The organism is Arcobacter sp. F155 (genome assembly GCF_004116455.1).
GTDB lineage: Bacteria > Campylobacterota > Campylobacteria > Campylobacterales > Arcobacteraceae > Halarcobacter.
This window is the reverse complement of the sequence record NZ_PDJU01000006.1, coordinates 162,836-179,334: the sequence shown is the minus strand read 5'-3', so window position 1 is coordinate 179,334 and position 16,499 is coordinate 162,836. Positions and strand designations below refer to the sequence as shown.

Annotated in this window: 14 protein-coding genes; 10 read left to right on the top strand and 4 right to left on the bottom strand. The window is 30.0% G+C overall.

Annotated features, from left to right (window positions below):
- Window positions 1-268: 268 nt before the first annotated feature.
- The 3 genes from CRV03_RS08370 to CRV03_RS08360 are packed head-to-tail and all read right to left on the bottom strand — an operon-like array spanning window position 269 to window position 2,650.
- Window positions 269-889 carry a type II secretion system protein gene (locus CRV03_RS08370; RefSeq protein ID WP_129084685.1) on the bottom strand — a complete coding sequence of 207 codons (621 nt, stop codon included), beginning with the start codon at window positions 887-889 and terminating at the stop codon, window positions 269-271.
- Complete coding sequence (locus tag CRV03_RS08365) at window positions 879-2,084, bottom strand: glycosyltransferase family 39 protein (protein WP_129084684.1); 1,206 nt, start codon at window positions 2,082-2,084, stop codon at window positions 879-881. The genes CRV03_RS08370 and CRV03_RS08365 overlap by 11 nt, the downstream gene beginning before the upstream one ends.
- Window positions 2,081-2,650, bottom strand: coding sequence for an aminodeoxychorismate/anthranilate synthase component II (locus CRV03_RS08360; RefSeq protein WP_129084683.1), 570 nt, complete (start codon window positions 2,648-2,650; stop codon window positions 2,081-2,083). Before CRV03_RS08360 ends, CRV03_RS08365 begins: the two co-directional genes overlap by 4 nt.
- A 93-nt stretch (window positions 2,651-2,743) precedes the next feature.
- Here CRV03_RS08360 and CRV03_RS08355 point away from each other — a divergent pair, with 93 nt between their 5' ends.
- On the top strand, window positions 2,744-5,023 hold the full coding sequence (locus CRV03_RS08355; protein ID WP_129084682.1) for an ABC transporter substrate-binding protein: 2,280 nt from the start codon (window positions 2,744-2,746) through the stop codon (window positions 5,021-5,023).
- A gap of 13 nt (window positions 5,024-5,036) precedes the next feature.
- Here the strand turns inward: CRV03_RS08355 and CRV03_RS08350 are convergent, their stop codons facing one another.
- Entirely contained in the window at window positions 5,037-6,851 is a 1,815-nt protein-coding gene (locus tag CRV03_RS08350) for a menaquinone biosynthesis decarboxylase (protein ID WP_129084681.1), read from the bottom strand.
- Between the two features lie 84 nt (window positions 6,852-6,935).
- Between CRV03_RS08350 and CRV03_RS08345 the strand changes: the two genes are divergently transcribed.
- The 9 genes from CRV03_RS08345 to CRV03_RS08305 all read left to right on the top strand — a co-directional run bounded on the left by CRV03_RS08345 (window position 6,936) and on the right by CRV03_RS08305 (window position 16,498).
- Window positions 6,936-8,084 (top strand): MalY/PatB family protein, encoded by a 1,149-nt coding sequence (locus tag CRV03_RS08345; RefSeq protein WP_129084680.1) that lies wholly within the window; start codon window positions 6,936-6,938, stop codon window positions 8,082-8,084.
- 130 nt (window positions 8,085-8,214) lie between these two features.
- Entirely contained in the window at window positions 8,215-8,577 is a 363-nt protein-coding gene (locus CRV03_RS08340; RefSeq protein ID WP_129084679.1) for an NADH-quinone oxidoreductase subunit A, read from the top strand.
- A complete protein-coding gene (locus CRV03_RS08335; RefSeq protein WP_129084678.1) occupies window positions 8,568-9,083 on the top strand; it encodes an NADH-quinone oxidoreductase subunit B in 516 nt (171 codons plus the stop codon). Before CRV03_RS08340 ends, CRV03_RS08335 begins: the two co-directional genes overlap by 10 nt.
- On the top strand, window positions 9,076-10,710 hold the full coding sequence (locus CRV03_RS08330; RefSeq protein WP_129084677.1) for an NADH-quinone oxidoreductase subunit D: 1,635 nt from the start codon (window positions 9,076-9,078) through the stop codon (window positions 10,708-10,710). The genes CRV03_RS08335 and CRV03_RS08330 overlap by 8 nt, the downstream gene beginning before the upstream one ends.
- The gene (gene nuoE / locus CRV03_RS08325) at window positions 10,710-11,186 is read left to right on the top strand and encodes an NAD(P)H-dependent oxidoreductase subunit E (RefSeq protein ID WP_129084676.1); all 477 of its coding nucleotides are present in this window, start codon (window positions 10,710-10,712) and stop codon (window positions 11,184-11,186) included. The genes CRV03_RS08330 and nuoE overlap by 1 nt, the downstream gene beginning before the upstream one ends.
- Window positions 11,186-12,445, top strand: a complete 1,260-nt coding sequence (gene nuoF / locus CRV03_RS08320; protein ID WP_129084675.1) for an NADH-quinone oxidoreductase subunit NuoF — start codon at window positions 11,186-11,188, stop codon at window positions 12,443-12,445. Before nuoE ends, nuoF begins: the two co-directional genes overlap by 1 nt.
- Before the next feature lie 20 nt (window positions 12,446-12,465).
- Window positions 12,466-13,752, top strand: a complete 1,287-nt coding sequence (locus tag CRV03_RS08315) for a citrate synthase (protein WP_129084674.1) — start codon at window positions 12,466-12,468, stop codon at window positions 13,750-13,752.
- A gap of 29 nt (window positions 13,753-13,781) precedes the next feature.
- Entirely contained in the window at window positions 13,782-15,218 is a 1,437-nt protein-coding gene (locus CRV03_RS08310; RefSeq protein ID WP_129084673.1) for a 2Fe-2S iron-sulfur cluster-binding protein, read from the top strand.
- Window positions 15,215-16,498: a complex I subunit 1 family protein gene (locus CRV03_RS08305; protein WP_129084672.1), complete on the top strand. Its 1,284-nt coding sequence runs from the start codon at window positions 15,215-15,217 to the stop codon at window positions 16,496-16,498. Before CRV03_RS08310 ends, CRV03_RS08305 begins: the two co-directional genes overlap by 4 nt.
- Window position 16,499 lies beyond the last annotated feature (1 nt).

The following is a 16,499-nucleotide window of genomic DNA, read 5'->3' as shown; positions in this document are numbered from 1 at the left end:
TAAAAGCATAAGCTTTGTTATTAAAATAGACAAGGATATATTTACAATATATTCTTGTTTGTTGTAATTTCATATTCGGTTTATAAAAGTTATTTACAAACCTTCTAAATTTTAAAAGATCTCCCATATCATCGTAACTTTCTCAATCATTTTTGATGTCGTTCCTCTGAAATTGGACGGGAATTATAATAGATTTTTCTCCTCTTGTCAAGGGTTTTTTCTAAATATAAGCTTAAATTTTGAAAGTTTTAGGGTTTTTAGTTTATTTTTACTTATTTATTCCTATAAAAGCCGTATTTGGCTCTATTTTTATAGTTTTCTTTTGACCTAATTTATTTATTAATTCTATATAACAACTATTTTTTATCTCATAATCTTGACTTCTATTCTCATATGTTGATAGTTTGCTATATACTTTTCCATCATTTCCAAAAGATAATTGTCCCAATCCTTTTGTACTATTGCAAGTGATATTTGTATCTATAACATCAAACTCTCTTGTTAGTAATACATATTTACTTCTATTTTCATCATATTCACAACTATTACTTGAGTAAACTCTTTTTTTTGTAAGTGGATCTAATAAACTTTCATTTTCATTTGGATGTCCTTTTTTATTTTCATCAGTATATATTACGTAGTATATTCCTTTATCATTTGCGCAATTGAAAAATTTAAAAGTCCATCTCTTTCTAAACCATAAGGAATCTTCTTTATTTTCTTTATTATCTATTAATGCTTGGTATCTTGTTTGCTTTAAATAGAGTTCTATTCTATTTGTAGCATCTAATAGTTTGTTTTCATATGGTTTAAAATAAAAAGTAGTTATAACTAAAGAGAGAATAAAAAGAACTAGGATTAGTTCAAGGATTGAAAAGCTATTTTTCATTTTCTTTTATTATATATGTACTATATAATGTTTTATTAAAATATTTTACATCTATTTTATAATCATAGAAAAATTGTTCTTTTGTAGTAATGTAATATTTTTGTCCAGACTCTATTCCATAAAATCTTAATCTCAATAATAGTTTTTCATCTTCTGAGTTAATATAGTTAATATTTTTCTTTTTTAACTCTATTGCAATATCTTCCACAAAATCATATTTATAAGCAAAATGTTTTTTAGGTTCACTTACTAATAAATATAAAGGCTTATTAAATAGTGTCAAAAATACACTTAATAAAAGAACTACTAATGTAGCTATAGTTACATTATAATGTTTCTTTCTAAATCTTGGTAGCCTAATTCTAATACTGTTAAAAAACAGTCTTACCATATAAGGTAAAAAGATAACAACAAAAGGTGCATAGTCTTCTATATATATTCTTTGTCTAAATGATATTAATAAAGAGAAGAATAAAGAGGTCATAGATACATACCAAGTAAGTGTTTTATTCTCTTTTATACCTATTCTATATATTGAGTAAAAAAAGTATATAAATAATAAAGGTGAAAAGATAGATGCATAAATAGCAAAAGTATCTATTAAGAAACCTTTGGGTTTCCCTCCACTATCAAATCCATATATTCCCATTGAAATACCAAATAGAACTAATGAAACTACAAGTAAATTTGTATCTCTTTTTTTAAGGGAATAAAAAAATAGTGCTAGAAAAAATATAGCAAATGAATTATCTAAAAATAAAAACAATACCAATAGTATATATGAGTGTTTACTTGTTACTTTGAATATGTATATATATAAAAGAGTAAAAAAAGTAACTATAATAGCACTATTTACAAGTATTGAGGCACTTAAAAGTCCTGGTAAAATAGAAAAGATAGCTAAATTTATATATCTATCAGACTCTTTTTTAAAAAAGTCTTCTGTTAGTTTATACATTAAAAAAACAGAAAGAATATAAAAAAGTAAAAAAGGAAATCTCAGCCCAAAGTCATTTTGACCTAAGATAATAGTTGAAGCATTTGTAATAATACTCAATAAAGAGTTATTTATAAAAAAGTTTAAAGCCTCTTTATATGAAATACTAAGGTTAAGAATATTGTAAACTAGTGCAGATAAAACTACAAAAAAGAATAGTAAAAATAAATATTTATATGCACTAGCTACTGTTTTCATATCTTCAAGAAGTTATCTATAATCTTATGTCCATATTCACTCATAATTGATTCTGGGTGAAACTGAACTCCATAAATATTTTTGTCTTTAATTTCTAAAGACATAATTTCATTATCATCTGTACTGTATGATGTAGGAATCACCTCAGCTGGTAAACTTTCCTTTTCAACAGTTAAAGAGTGATATCTAGTTTGAGTAAATTCACTTGGTAGTTCGTTAAAAATCTTTGTATCTTTTTCAATTTTAATATTTGAAGTTTTGCCATGCATCATATTTTTTGCTCTTATAACCTTTGCGCCAAATACTTGAGCAATACTTTGATGCCCTAAACAAATACCTAAAATTGGTTTTTTATCAGCAAAATATTCTATTGCTTCTAAACAAACACCTGCATCATCAGGAGTTGCTGGTCCTGGAGAGATTATAATTTTTTCAGGATTTAATTTTTCTATTTCTTCTACACTTAACTCATCATTTCTAATTACTTTTAAGTCTGCTCCTAACTCTAAGCAGTACTGAACAATATTGTATGTGAATGAATCGTAATTATCGATCATTAAAATCATTAACTTTCTCCTATTTTTAGAACATGTATTATAGCAACAAATATATTAAATCCATATGGATTATATTTTATATTATTTAGATATACTTTCTTCATGAATATCTACAAAATATTTTTACTAATATCTTTACTTTTTAATACTTTAGTACTTCAAGCAAAAGAAGAAAAAATTTCAATTCAATTGGATTGGTTACATCAGTTTCAATTTGCAGGTTATTATATAGCAAAAGAAAAGGGTTACTTCAAAGAAGAAAACTTAGATGTGATAATTAAAGAGTTTGACTTTGATGTAGATTTAGTAAATGGAGTATTAAACTCTAAAGCTAGTTATGCTGTAGGAAAATCATCTTTAATAATTGATAGACTAGAAGGCAAAAAAGTAGTTCTTTTAGCCGCTATTTATCAAAACTCACCAATGGTCTTAATATCACTTAACAATTCAAATATTAAAAAAATAAAAGACTTAAAAGATAAAAAAGTTATGCTAACCCCTGATGCGAGGTCAGCTGCTGCTATTAACTCTATGATTATATCTCAAGGCTTAAACTTAAAAGATATAAACTTCCAACAACACTCTTTTAAACTTGAAGACTTAATAAGTGGTAAAACTGACGCTATGGGATGTTATTTATCTAATGAACCTTATATTTTAGACTCTAAAAATATAGAGTTTAAAATTCACAATCCAAGTGAATATGGATTTGAGTTTTATGGAGGACTGTTTTTCACTTCACAAGAAGAGTTAAGACAAAATCCAATTAGAGTTAGAAAAATGCATAGAGCTGTTTTAAAAGGTTGGAAATATGCTTTTGAAAATATTGATGAAACAGTAAAAATTATCTATGAGAAATATAATACGCAGAACAAATCTCTTGAAGCTTTAAAATATGAAGCTAAAATCTTAAAAGAACTTGCCCAGTTTGAAGAAGGAAACTTAGGAAATATTGATTATAAAAAAGTTGAAGAGATAAAAAGACTTTATTTGTTGCTTGGATTAAGTGATAGTGCAATAAATTTTAAACTTGAAGATATAATTTACAATCCTAAAAAAATAAACTTAACTCAAGAAGAAAAAAAATATATTAGAAATTATCAAATAAATCTTATTTCAAACTCAAACTTTCCACCTTTTACAATTGAAACAGATAATAAACTTTCAGGAATAGAGATTGATTACTGGAACCTTGTAAGGAAAAAACTAAATCTAATCTCGGCAATTGAAGTAATTAACAATAATCAAGAAGCAAATGAAAAAATAAATACAAATGCAAATAATTTAAAATATGCATTTGGAACTGCTGATTATGAAAATATAAACTCAAATATGAGTATGAGTGTAGATAAAGTTAAACTTGCACTGACTACTTTAGTAGATAAACCATATACAACAGCAATAACAGAATTAGCAAATAAAAAGATTGCTATTACAAAATATGCTTCATATTATAAAGATTTAAAAAAGAAATATCCAAAAATCAATTTTGTAGAAACAGCTAGTATAAATGAGTCTTTTGACTTACTTCAAGAAAATAAGGTTTATGGGATTTTAGGTAAACTTCCTGCTTTATCATACAATATCACTAAAAAAACAATCTCAAATGCTAAAATTTCTGGGATTTATAATGAAAATTATGAACTTAGACTCCATGTAAATAAAGAAAACAGAGTTCTTCTTAATATATTAAATAAAGCAATCTCAACAATTACTGATGAAGAAAGAAAACTTATTCGAGATAAATATAACTCTATTATCTATGAACCAGAAAAAGATTACTCATGGGTTTATAAAATAATTACCTTTCTTTCAGTTCTAATTATTATAGTTGTAATTAACAATAGAAAACTAAATAAAGAGATAAAAAAAAGAAAACTTGCTGAAGAAGAGTTAAATAAAATAGCTCATATTGATGGATTAACAAATGCCTTTAGTAGAAGAAAGATTGAATCTATTTTAGAATTAGAGCTAAATAGAGAAAAGCGATATAATAGAGGTTTATCTTTGATTTTCTTTGATGTAGATAACTTTAAACTAATCAATGACCAACTTGGACATTCAACTGGTGATAATGTTTTAGAGAAAATATCTTCTTTAGTAAATAATACAATGAGAAAGACTGACTCCTTTGGAAGATGGGGAGGAGAAGAGTTTATTATTATCCTACCTGAAACAAATAAGGTACAAGCAAAAAATATTGCATACTTACTAAAAGAAAAAATTGCTAACTTTGATTTTGAAATAGATAGAAAAGTCACTTGTAGTTTTGGAGTATCTCAATTTGAAGAGACAGATTGTGCAGACTCTTTATTAACAAGAGCCGATAATGCAATGTATTATGTTAAAAGAAACGGAAAAAATGAAGTTAAAGTAGTTTAAACTACTTTAACTTTTATAATTGAAACTTCTTTATAAACTCATCTGAAATATCTAAAATACCTCTTTGTCTTAAACTATCAATTACTTCTTTCGAACAATCAACATCATCAGGCCATCTTCTTTTGAAGTTATCATAATCATTTTTATTTGTTGCATCTAAACAAATAGTATTATCTTCAATATATAAATCTCTATTTGAATCTATATTATTTGTAACTCTCCAAACTAACATATATGGATTATTTACATCATTTTGGTTTGCATCATCAATTATGATTAATATTTTTATATTTTTATATAAAGGTTTTAATAATTCAAAAATCTCTTTTTGATTTCTTTTCTTATCAACAGCTATAACAGTTACAGGGTTTTTCGTATGAGTATAGTATTGTTTTAATTGTTTAACTTCATCTGTAAGTTCATTTACTTTCTTTAAAAGTTCATCATCACTTAATAGAGTAATTCCAAGTTCTTTTACTTCTTCACCTGTACAATCAAGACCAAGTTTTCCACCCACTGCAAACTTAGGACTTGTATGGTCAAGTGCATCAATAACTCCCTTTGATACAAGGAACTCTTCAATATCAATTCTATTTAGTATATGCTCAGTAATTGCATCAAAATCTTCTAAATCAGGTGCATCTTCATTTACAAAAATTGCATGTTTTACAAATGACATTTGCCCTACTCCCCAGAAAGCATGCATCATTTGACTTGCGTGTCCAGGGTAAAGTGTTTTGATTTTTGCTAAAATCAGGTTATGGAAAACTCCATTTTCTGGCATACAATAATCAATTAAATCAGGAGCAGTTGTTTTAAGTAATGGTAGGAAAATTCTCTCTGTAGCATACCCCATATACTTATCTTCTAATGGTGGTTTTCCAACTACTGTTGCTAAATATGTAGGCTCTTTTTTATGAGTAATTGCAGTTACTTCCATAAAAGGATACTCTTCTTCTAAAGTATAATATCCAGTATGATCCCCAAATGGTCCTTCAATTTTCATTTTGCTTGTATCAACAAAACCTTCTATTACAAAGTCATTGTCTTTTGGTACATAAATATCATTTGTAATTGATTTTACTAGTTGTGCATTTTTATTTTTTACAAAACCATATAACATTAATTCAAATACACCAATAGGTAATGGAGCTTGTCCACACCAAATATACATCGGATCTCCACCTATTCCAATTGAAACTGGCATTTTCTTTCCAGCTTTTTTATACTCATGGAAGAAATGATTCGAATCTTTATGAATCTGCCAGTGCATTCCTAATGTATTGTCATCATATACTTGAAGTCTATACATACCAACATTCTTCATTTCACCATCTAAAGATGTAGTATAAACTTGTCCCATTGTAATAAAAGGACCACCATCTTGTTCCCATGTAGTTAAGATAGGAAGGTCTGAAAGTTTTGCTTCACTTCCAAGTTTTATTACTTCTTGGCACTCACCTTTTCCCCTATTCTTTTTAGGAATTGTATTTTTAAGTGCAAATAGTTTTCCAAAAGTAGAAAGTTTTTCACTTAATGTTGTAGGTGGCTTCATTTTTAATAAAGATTCAATCTCTTTTCCAATCTTATCTCCATCTCCAATGAAAAGTTTTACCGCTTTTTCATTACAGAATACATTCATTAATACTGGAATATCAAATTTTTTATTGTTTTTTCTATCTACAACATTTGTAAATAATAATGCCTTAGAGTCTTCTTTTTTTACTTCAACATAAGCGATGTGTGGTATCTCTAAATATATATCCAACTCATCATCAATGATTCTTAAAAGATCATTCTTTTTTAAAATTTCAATAGCTTCTTTCATTTCTTCCTCATAGTAAACTAATTGTTAGTATAAGTTTTATATCATTTTATCATTAAAAAATAGTTTATAGTAGAGGTAATATATATGTTTGATGAGATAGTAAATAGAAAAGGAACATCTTGTGCTAAATATGATGCGCTAGAAACATACTTTGGATATTCTGATTTACAACCACTTTGGGTAGCTGATATGGATTTTAAAACTCCTGATGTAATAAATAATGCAATCATTAAAAGAGCAACTCATGGAGTATATGGATATGCAAAACCTACTACAAAAACTTATAACCTTGTAAAAGAGTGGATGAAAAAAAGACATGATTGGGAAATTGATACATCATGGATATCTTTTTGTAATGGAGTAGTCCCAGCATATAGTGCTGCTATTGAAGCCTTTAGTGAGGAAGGTGATGAGATTATTGTTCAAACACCTGTTTATTTTCCACTATTTAACTCAGTTAAACACAATAATAGAAAAGTAGTTAGAAATTCACTTAAAGAAGAAAACGGCTACTACACTATGGATTTAGAAGATTTAAAAAGTAAAATTACTTCTAAATCTAAAATCTTAGTTTTATGTTCACCCCACAATCCAGTGGGAAGAGTTTGGAGTAAAGAAGAGCTTGAAGAATTAGCTAAAATTTGTATAGAACATAATCTTCTAATAATAAGTGATGAAATCCATGCAGATTTAGTATTTAAAAAGTTCACACCTATGGCATCACTATCAAAGGAGATTTCAAATATCACTTTAACTTTAAACTCTGCAGGAAAAACATTTAATATTGCTGGATTAAATTGTTCATATTCAATTAGTGAAAATAAAGAAATCAAAGAAAAATTTGATAAAGAACTTGCAAAAAGAGAAATTGCTTCTGTAAATGTATTTGGATATACAGCATTAGAAGCTGCTTATGAATTTGGTGAAGAATGGCTAGAAGAGTTAAAAAAATATCTAAAAAAGAATATTGAATTTACTAAAGAATATTTAGCAAAAAGTAACTCAAAAGTACAATTCTTGGAACCAGAAGCAACATATTTGTTATGGCTAAACTTTAAAAATACAGAGCTAAAACATAAGGAAATAAAAAATATGTTATTCGAAAAATCGAAGGTAGCACTTAATGATGGGCGAAGCTTTGGAGTTGAAGGAGACTCGTATTTTAGGCTAAACTGTGCACTTCCAACATCACAGCTTGAAGAAGGACTGGGTAAAATAGTTACATATTTTTAGCCCTGTTTCCCCCTTAGTATTACAAATCTTCTCACTAAATTCTAAACTTCTAAGAATTTTTAACATATGACCAAATAGTAACTCAATTTATAGTACAATTTCTTAAACATTCTAATAAATGGGATAGATTATGTCGACACATTTAGTTCTTTCATCTGTGATTTTTGTCTCTATTGCTTTAATATTAGTAGGAGTTTTCTTACTAACAAAGTACTTAGGGCCAAACAATACACAAGATAAATTAAAAAACACAGTTTACGAGAGTGGTGTTTCCAACCCTGTTGGAACTACAAACATTAGGTTTTCTATTAAGTTTTACTTAGTAGCTATTGGATTCTTATTATTTGACGTAGAAATAATCTTTATGTTTCCATGGGCTGTTAACTTAGTTGACCTTGGCTATGCAGGTTTAGTAAAAATGTTTATTTTTATTGGACTACTTTTTGCTGGTCTTATTTATATGTATAAGAAAAAGGCGTTATCATGGGATTAGGAGCTGAAGCTAACTTAGGTGATTCTATAATCACTACAAAACTTGATGAAGCTGTTAACTGGGCTAGATCATATTCAATGTGGCCAATGGCGTTTGGTACTGCATGTTGTGGTATTGAATTCATGTCAGTTGCAGCAGCGAAATATGATATATCAAGATTCGGTGCAGAAGTTGTAAGATTCTCGCCAAGACAGGCAGACTTACTTATTGTTGCAGGAACTATTACTTATAAACAAGCTCCTGTATTAAAAAGAATTTGGGATCAAATGTGTGAACCTAAATGGGTTATCTCTATGGGAGCATGTGCATGTTCTGGTGGTTTTTATGATAACTATACAACATTACAAGGAATTGATGAAGTTATTCCTGTAGATGAATATATTTCAGGTTGTCCTCCAAGACCAGAAGCGGTTTTAGATGCAATTATGAATATTCAGAAAAAATCTTACAATGAATCTATTATCAAAGAAAGAGATAGAAACTTCAAAGGGATTTTAGATGCTTAAAACTGATATGCTTATTGATGCACAAGATATTAAATCAACAATTACTAGACTAAAAAATGAAGAAGATTTTACTCTTCTTTTAGATATTACTGCAGTTGACTACTTAGAGTATCCAGATGTTACTCCATCTAGATTTGCAGTTATTTATGTTTTAAGAACTAGTAACTTTAAAAAACAAATTTCTATTAAATCATATGTAGATGATAATACTTTAGAAGTTGATTCAATTACTGATTTATACTACGCAGCAGACTGGGGAGAAAGAGAAACTTTTGACCAATATGGTATTAGATTCAAAGGTCACCCAAATTTAAAAAGAGTTTTAAATCACCACCAATTTGTTGGACATCCTTTAAGAAAAGATTATGAAATCACTAAAGGTCAAATTTGTACTGAAACTGAAGACTTAATGGATGAAATGCTTCCTCTATTAAAAAGAAAAGGTTACAGTGAAGCTGATATGGAAGATCTAATGATGCTAAACGTTGGACCTTCTCACCCTGCTTCTCACGGTACAATTAGAAACTTCGTTGCAATGGAAGGTGAAACAATTGGAGCTTGTGTAACTGAAATTGGTTACTTACACAGAGGTTTTGAAAAATCTTGTGAAACTCACAACTACTCTCAAATCATTCCTTATACTGATAGACTTAACTACTGTTCAGCAATTTTAAATAACATTGGTTATTCAAAAGCTGTTGAAGATATGTTAGGAATTGATATTACTCCAAGAGCAAAGATGATTAGAGTTATCATTGGTGAGCTTTCAAGAATTACTGACCACATTGTTTGTAATGCTGCAAACATGGTTGACCTTGGTGGACTTACAAACTTCTGGTATATCTTCGCACCAAGAGATAAAGCTTATGATATTTTATCAAAACTTACTGGTGCAAGATTAACTAACTCTTATACTAGAATTGGTGGTTTAGAGTTTGATCTTTATGATGGATTTGCTGAAGATTTAGATGCAGTTATCAAAGATATTGAAAAAGCAATTGAAGACTCTTTATCTTTAATTGAACATAACAGAATTTTCCATGATAGAACACAAGATGTTGGTGTAATTGACCAAGAGTTTGCTATTAATGCTGGGATTACTGGTCCTAACTTAAGAGCTACTGGTGTTGCATTCGACTTAAGAAAAGATGCTCCTTATTATGGATATGAAAACTTTGACTTTGATGTTGTTGTAGGTTCTCATGGAGATGTTTATGACAGAATAATGGTTAAGTTTGAAGAGATGAGACAATCAATTAGAATCATTAAACAAGCAATGAAAGAGCTTCCAGATGGACCACTTAATGTTGACCATCAAGGAATTATTCTTCCAGATAAAAAAGATGTTTATGGAAATATTGAAGGTTTAATGAACCAATTTAAATTAACATTTGAAGGTATTAAAGTTCCTAAAGGTGAATACTACGGTTACACTGAAGGTGCAAATGGTGAATTAGGATTCTACATCGTAAGTGATGGTTCTGGTAATCCATACAAAGTTAAATGTAGACCACCTTGTTACTACTCTTTAGGTGCTTATGCAAGAATTGTAGAAGGTAATATGTTAGCTGATGCTGTTGTAACAATGGCTAGTATGAACTTTATTGCAGGGGAGTTTGATAGATAATGAGCAAATTTAAATATACAGAAGCAAACGAAAAAGAGTTTGCAAGAATTGCTAAAAAGTATCCAAAAATTGATGCAATGATGTTACCTGCTTTATGGCTTGTTCAAGAGCAAGAAGGTTGGGTAAGTCCTGATGCAATGATTTTTGTAGCAGATAAGTTAGGGAAAACTCCAATTGAAGTTTATGAGTTTGCAACATTCTATACAATGTTCAACTTAAAACCAATTGGTACATACCATATTGAGTTATGTAAAACTCTATCTTGTATGGTAATGGGTGCACCTGAACTTAAAAAGTTTGTAAAAGATACTTTAGGTATTGGTCCAGGTGAAACTAGTGAAGATGGTAAATTCCACTTCTCAGAAGTTGAATGTCAAGGAGCTTGTGGTGGTGCACCAATGATTGCATTAAATAATCAGTACCACGAACACATGTCTGTTGACAAACTTAAGAAGATTATTGAGGAGTGTAAGTAATGGCAGTTGAATTAGTAAAAATTGTTAGTAAAAACTTTGACATTCCAGATTCTCATAAACTTGAAGTAGCTTTAAAAAATGGAAGATACGAATCTATTGATAAAGCATTTTCTATGCAACCAGATGAGATTACAGAAGAAGTTTGTAAATCAGGGTTAAGAGGAAAAGGTGGTGGTGGTGCCGCTTGTGGTCCTAAATGGAAACTTATGCCACCTATTGATGAAAGACCAAGATACTTAATTGTTAATGGTGATGAGTCTGAACCTGGAACATTTAAAGATAGACAAATTTTCCAATATGACCCACATTTATTAATTGAGGGAATTATTTGTTCATCATACGCAATTGGTGCACATGATGCATATATTTATATCAGAGGTGAATATAAATGGTTCATCGATAGATTAAATGCAGCAATTGAAGAAGCATATGAAGCTGGAATCATTGGTGAAAAAGTAATGAACAAATACGATTATAGAATCGACATTACTGTTCACAGAGGTGGTGGAGCTTATATTTGTGGTGAAAAATCTGCTTTAATTGAATCAATTGAAGGTAAAAGAGGTCACCCAAGACTTAAACCACATGGTAAAGAGTGTGAATGGTTCTATGGAATGCCTGCAACAGTAAACAATGTTGAAACAATTTCATCTGTTCCAAATATTGTATTAAATGGTTATGAATCATATACAAAATGGGGAACAGAAAGAGCACCAGGAACAATGCTTTTTGCTATGAGTGGTCCTGTTAAAAACCCAGGAGTTTATGAACTTCAATATGGTGAAAAGATGATCGATGTAATTAATGACATCGGTGGTGGTATGCAAGATGGATTAAAATTAAAAGCTTTAATTCCAGGTGGTGCTTCATGTCCAATTTTAACTGCTGAAGAAGTAGAAAAAGCATATTTAGATTATGAATCTATGTGGGACATTGGTTCAACACTTGGTACTGGTGGAATGATGATTATTCCAGAAGGTACATCAATGGTTGAAGTTGCAAAAAACTTAATTGAGTTCTATCACCACGAGTCTTGTGGACAATGTACTCCTTGTAGAGAGGGAACTGGTTGGATTGATAAAACTATTAAGAAGATTTTAGAAGGTAATGGTACAGATGCAGATCTAGATACTATTATTGATGTTTGTGGAACAATGAATGGAAAAACTATTTGTGTATTTGCACCAGCAGTTAAAGATATTATCCAAAGCATTGTTGAAAAATATAGACACGAATTCGTTGAATACTTTAAAAGCTAAAATACAAGGAGATATGAAAGATGGCAAAGAATACTTTTACACTAACGGATAACAGAAATGGTAAATCTTATGAGTATGATGTTTTAAGTGGTACAAGAGGACCAGATGTATTAGATATTAGATCTTTTTATAAAGATTCTGGAATGTTCACTTATGACCCAGGATATACTTCAACTGCATCTTGTGAATCAAAAATCACATTCATTGATGGTGAAAACTCTGAGTTAAGATATAGAGGTTACCCTATTCAAGAACTTGCTGGTAAAAAATCTTACCTAGATGTTTGTCACCTTCTTATGATGGGAAGACTTCCAAATGAAGAAGAGTCAAAAGATTTTGATTTAGAAATCAGACATAGATCTTTCTTAAATGAAGGTATTATTAGATTATTTGATGCATTACCAGATGGAGCTCACCCAATGGCAACTATGGGTGCTGCAACTATGGCATTATCAGCATTCTATAAAGATCACTTACACTTAGAAGATGAAGAACAATTCAAAACTATGAGAAGAAGAATCCTAGCTAAAATGCCTACTATTGCAGCTATGGCTTATAGAAACTCAATTGGTACTCCACTAATTTATCCAGATGTAAATAAATACTTTACTGAAAACTTCTTATATATGTTAAGAGCTTATCCAGGTGGAAGTATGAAATACTTAGGTGATGGTAAAAATGATGAAATCAAGCAAGTTGAAGTAGATGCTTTAGATGCTATCTTAACTTTACATGCTGACCACGAACAAAATGCTTCAACTACAACAGTTAGAAACGTTGGTTCAACTGAAGCTCACCCTTATGTTGCAATCGCTTCTGGTATCTCTGCATTATGGGGTTCTGCTCACGGTGGAGCAAATGAAAAAGTTATGGATCAATTAAGATTAATTGGTGATGTTAAAAATGTACCAACTTATATTGCAAAAGCTAAAGATAGAAACGACCCATTCAGATTAATGGGATTCGGACATAGAGTTTATAAAAACAGAGACCCAAGAGCTGAAACATTAAAAGGTTTACAAGATCAATTAAGAGTAGAGTTAAACTTAGACTCTAAATTATTAGATGTAGCTGCAGCAGTTGAAGAAGCAGCATTAAATGATGATTACTTCAAAGATAGAGGATTATATCCAAACATTGACTTCTACTCAGGTGTTATTTTAACAGCACTTAAAATTCCTGTAGAGATGTTTACTCCTATTTTTGTTATCGGAAGAATTCCAGGATGGATTTCTCAATGGTCTGAATTAAAGCAAGATCCAACAGCTAAAATTGCTAGACCAAGACAGCTATATACAGGTAAGTAAGAAGTGTCTATAAAAGGAGATGACGCACTATGAGTGAATTAGTTAAATTTTCAGTAAATGGGGATGAGATTGAGGCAGAAAAAGGGAGTCTTTTAATAGACACTCTTTTAGACCGAGATATCCATATTCCTCATTTTTGTTACCATCAAGCCCTAGGTAAAGATGGTAACTGTAGAATGTGTATGGTAGAAATTGAAGGTCAAAAAAGACCTCAAATTGCGTGTGATACTCCAGTTAAAGAAGGTATGATTGTAAGAACAAAAGGTGAGAATATTGAAAAAGTAAGAAGAGATATTCTAGAGCTTGAACTTATCAATCACCCAATTGACTGCCCTACATGTGACCAAGCAGGTGAATGTAAACTGCAAGATTATTACATGGAATCTGGTTTCTATGAATCAAGAGTTAATGTAAATCAAAAAGTAACAGCAAGAAAAAGAGTAGATCTAGGCGCTAACGTAATGTTAGACCAAGAAAGATGTGTTCTTTGTACAAGATGTGTAAGATTCTGTTCAGAAATCACAGGTACAAATGAGCTTGGTGTTATTTCTAGAGCAGACCACTCTGTAATTGGTACATTCCCAGGAAAACCACTTAGCAATCCATATGCAATGAATGTTGTTGATATTTGTCCTGTTGGTGCACTTACATCTAAAGACTTTAGATTTAAACAAAGAGTTTGGTTTATGGAATCTTTTGATGCTATTTGTAATGGTTGTTCAATGGGTTGTAATATCCACGTTGACCATAGAAAAGAGAAATATAAAGATGACCAAATCTTTAGATTTAGACCAAGAGTAAATAGAGATGTAAACGGTTGGTTCATTTGTGATGAAGGTAGACTTTCATATAAAAATGAAGAAGAAAACAGATTTACTACTCCATTAGTTGACTCAACAGAAACAGAATTTAGTAATACAATTACTAAAGTATATAAAACTTTAACAGAGAAAAAAGATATTCTTTTTGTATTAGACCCATCACTTTCTTTAGAAGAGATGCAAAATACTATTAAGCTAGCTCAAGCTGTAAAAGGTGAAATTACTGGTTATTCACCACAGTATATTGATGAATCATTTGGTGATGATTACTTAAGAAAAAGTGATAGAAGTCCAAACAGAGCATCTTTTAAAGAATTAAATATTATTGAAACAGAAGAAGACTTCAAAAATAAAATTGCAAAAGCTAAAACAGTAATTGTATTAAATAACAATTACTTCGATCAAAACTTAGAGTTATTAGAAGGTAAAACTGTAATTAGTTGTTTCTCACACAACTGTTTAACAATTTCAAAATCTGAAGTTGCTATTCCTATTTCATCATTCTATGAAAAAAGTGGTACTTATATTAACTTTGAAGGTAAAAAACAAAAAGTTATTTCTAAACTTAAAAAAGATAACCCAATGGAATCAGTATCTTCAATTATTGAACATATTAAATCTATGGTTGAAAAAGGTAGCCTATGAGTACAGCTGCAATAGTAATTATTATAGTAAACATTCTTCTTGCTAAAATCCTTTCAGTTGGAACAACTCCAATTATGGTTTGGTGGGAAAGAAGAGTTGCTGGTTTTATTCAAGATAGAACAGGACCAAACAGATGTGATATTGGTGGAATTAGACTTGGTGGTCTAATTCAAGCAATCGCAGATATGCTAAAACTTGTATTTAAAGAGGATTTTACTCCTTCACATATTAAGGAAAAATTCCTTTATACAATTGCACCAGCTCTTGTATTTATCTGTTCATTTTTAACAATGGCAGTTATTCCTTTCGCTGATAACTTAGTTATTGATGGTGAAAGTTTTATGATGCAAGCTATTCCAACTCAACTTGGAATTATGTGGTTCTTAGCATTTGCTGGATTATCTGTATTTGGTATTATCTTAGGTGGATATTCTTCTCAAAATAAATATGGTTTATTAGGTGGTATTAGAGCTTCTGCACAAGTTATTTCTTATGAAGCAGCAATGGGATTATCTATTATTTCTGTTTTATTAACATATGGTTCTATTAACTTAAATGATATGGTACAAGCTCAAGGTGGAACAATCTTTGGTGTTATTCCAGCATGGGGTATCTTTATGCAACCACTTGCAGCTTTAATCTTTATTGTTACTGCATTTGCTGAAACAAATAGAACACCTTTTGATATCGCTGAAGGTGAGTCTGAGATTGTTGCTGGTTATCATACTGAGTATTCTGCTATGAGATTTGGTCTTTTCCAAGTTGGTGAATATGCTGCAATGTCTGCATCGTCTGCAATTATTGTAACTTTATTCCTAGGTGGGTATCACATTCCATGGATGGATACAGCAACTATTCAAAGTAACATCAACTATGTAATTTTAGCTATCGTTATTTTATTACCAATCAAAGCATACCTTTTTGCTAAATGGATGAACAAAAACTATGATTGGTTAGATGCTAATGACAAAAGACATAGAGAAAAGAATATTTTAATTAGAGGATTCTGGTTAATTGCAATTGTTATCTCTGCTGTTTTAATTATGTTCTTAGTTACAGGACTTGGTGAAAATGGTGTAAATATTGCAACTGCTGTTATCCAAATTGGTACATTTGTAGTTAAATTCTTACTTATGAACTTAGTATTCATCTGGATTAGATGGACTCTATTAAGATTTAGATATGACCAATTACAAATGTTAGGATGGAAAGTTCTTATTCCATTAGCGATATTAAATATTGTAATTACAGCAACATTTATTGTTGTGACAGGAAGTTAAT

Bases quoted from the DNA above. Each gene is read 5' to 3' on its own strand.
- CRV03_RS08370 (WP_129084685.1), bottom strand. From the start codon at position 889: ATGAAAAATAGCTTTTCAATCCTTGAACTAATCCTAGTTCTTTTTATT.
- CRV03_RS08365 (WP_129084684.1), bottom strand. From the start codon at position 2,084: ATGAAAACAGTAGCTAGTGCATATAAATATTTATTTTTACTATTCTTT.
- CRV03_RS08360 (WP_129084683.1), bottom strand. From the start codon at position 2,650: ATGATTTTAATGATCGATAATTACGATTCATTCACATACAATATTGTT.
- CRV03_RS08355 (WP_129084682.1), top strand. From the start codon at position 2,744: ATGAATATCTACAAAATATTTTTACTAATATCTTTACTTTTTAATACT.
- CRV03_RS08350 (WP_129084681.1), bottom strand. From the start codon at position 6,851: ATGAAAGAAGCTATTGAAATTTTAAAAAAGAATGATCTTTTAAGAATC.
- CRV03_RS08345 (WP_129084680.1), top strand. From the start codon at position 6,936: ATGTTTGATGAGATAGTAAATAGAAAAGGAACATCTTGTGCTAAATAT.
- CRV03_RS08340 (WP_129084679.1), top strand. From the start codon at position 8,215: ATGTCGACACATTTAGTTCTTTCATCTGTGATTTTTGTCTCTATTGCT.
- CRV03_RS08335 (WP_129084678.1), top strand. From the start codon at position 8,568: ATGGGATTAGGAGCTGAAGCTAACTTAGGTGATTCTATAATCACTACA.
- CRV03_RS08330 (WP_129084677.1), top strand. From the start codon at position 9,076: ATGCTTAAAACTGATATGCTTATTGATGCACAAGATATTAAATCAACA.
- nuoE (WP_129084676.1), top strand. From the start codon at position 10,710: ATGAGCAAATTTAAATATACAGAAGCAAACGAAAAAGAGTTTGCAAGA.
- nuoF (WP_129084675.1), top strand. From the start codon at position 11,186: ATGGCAGTTGAATTAGTAAAAATTGTTAGTAAAAACTTTGACATTCCA.
- CRV03_RS08315 (WP_129084674.1), top strand. From the start codon at position 12,466: ATGGCAAAGAATACTTTTACACTAACGGATAACAGAAATGGTAAATCT.
- CRV03_RS08310 (WP_129084673.1), top strand. From the start codon at position 13,782: ATGAGTGAATTAGTTAAATTTTCAGTAAATGGGGATGAGATTGAGGCA.
- CRV03_RS08305 (WP_129084672.1), top strand. From the start codon at position 15,215: ATGAGTACAGCTGCAATAGTAATTATTATAGTAAACATTCTTCTTGCT.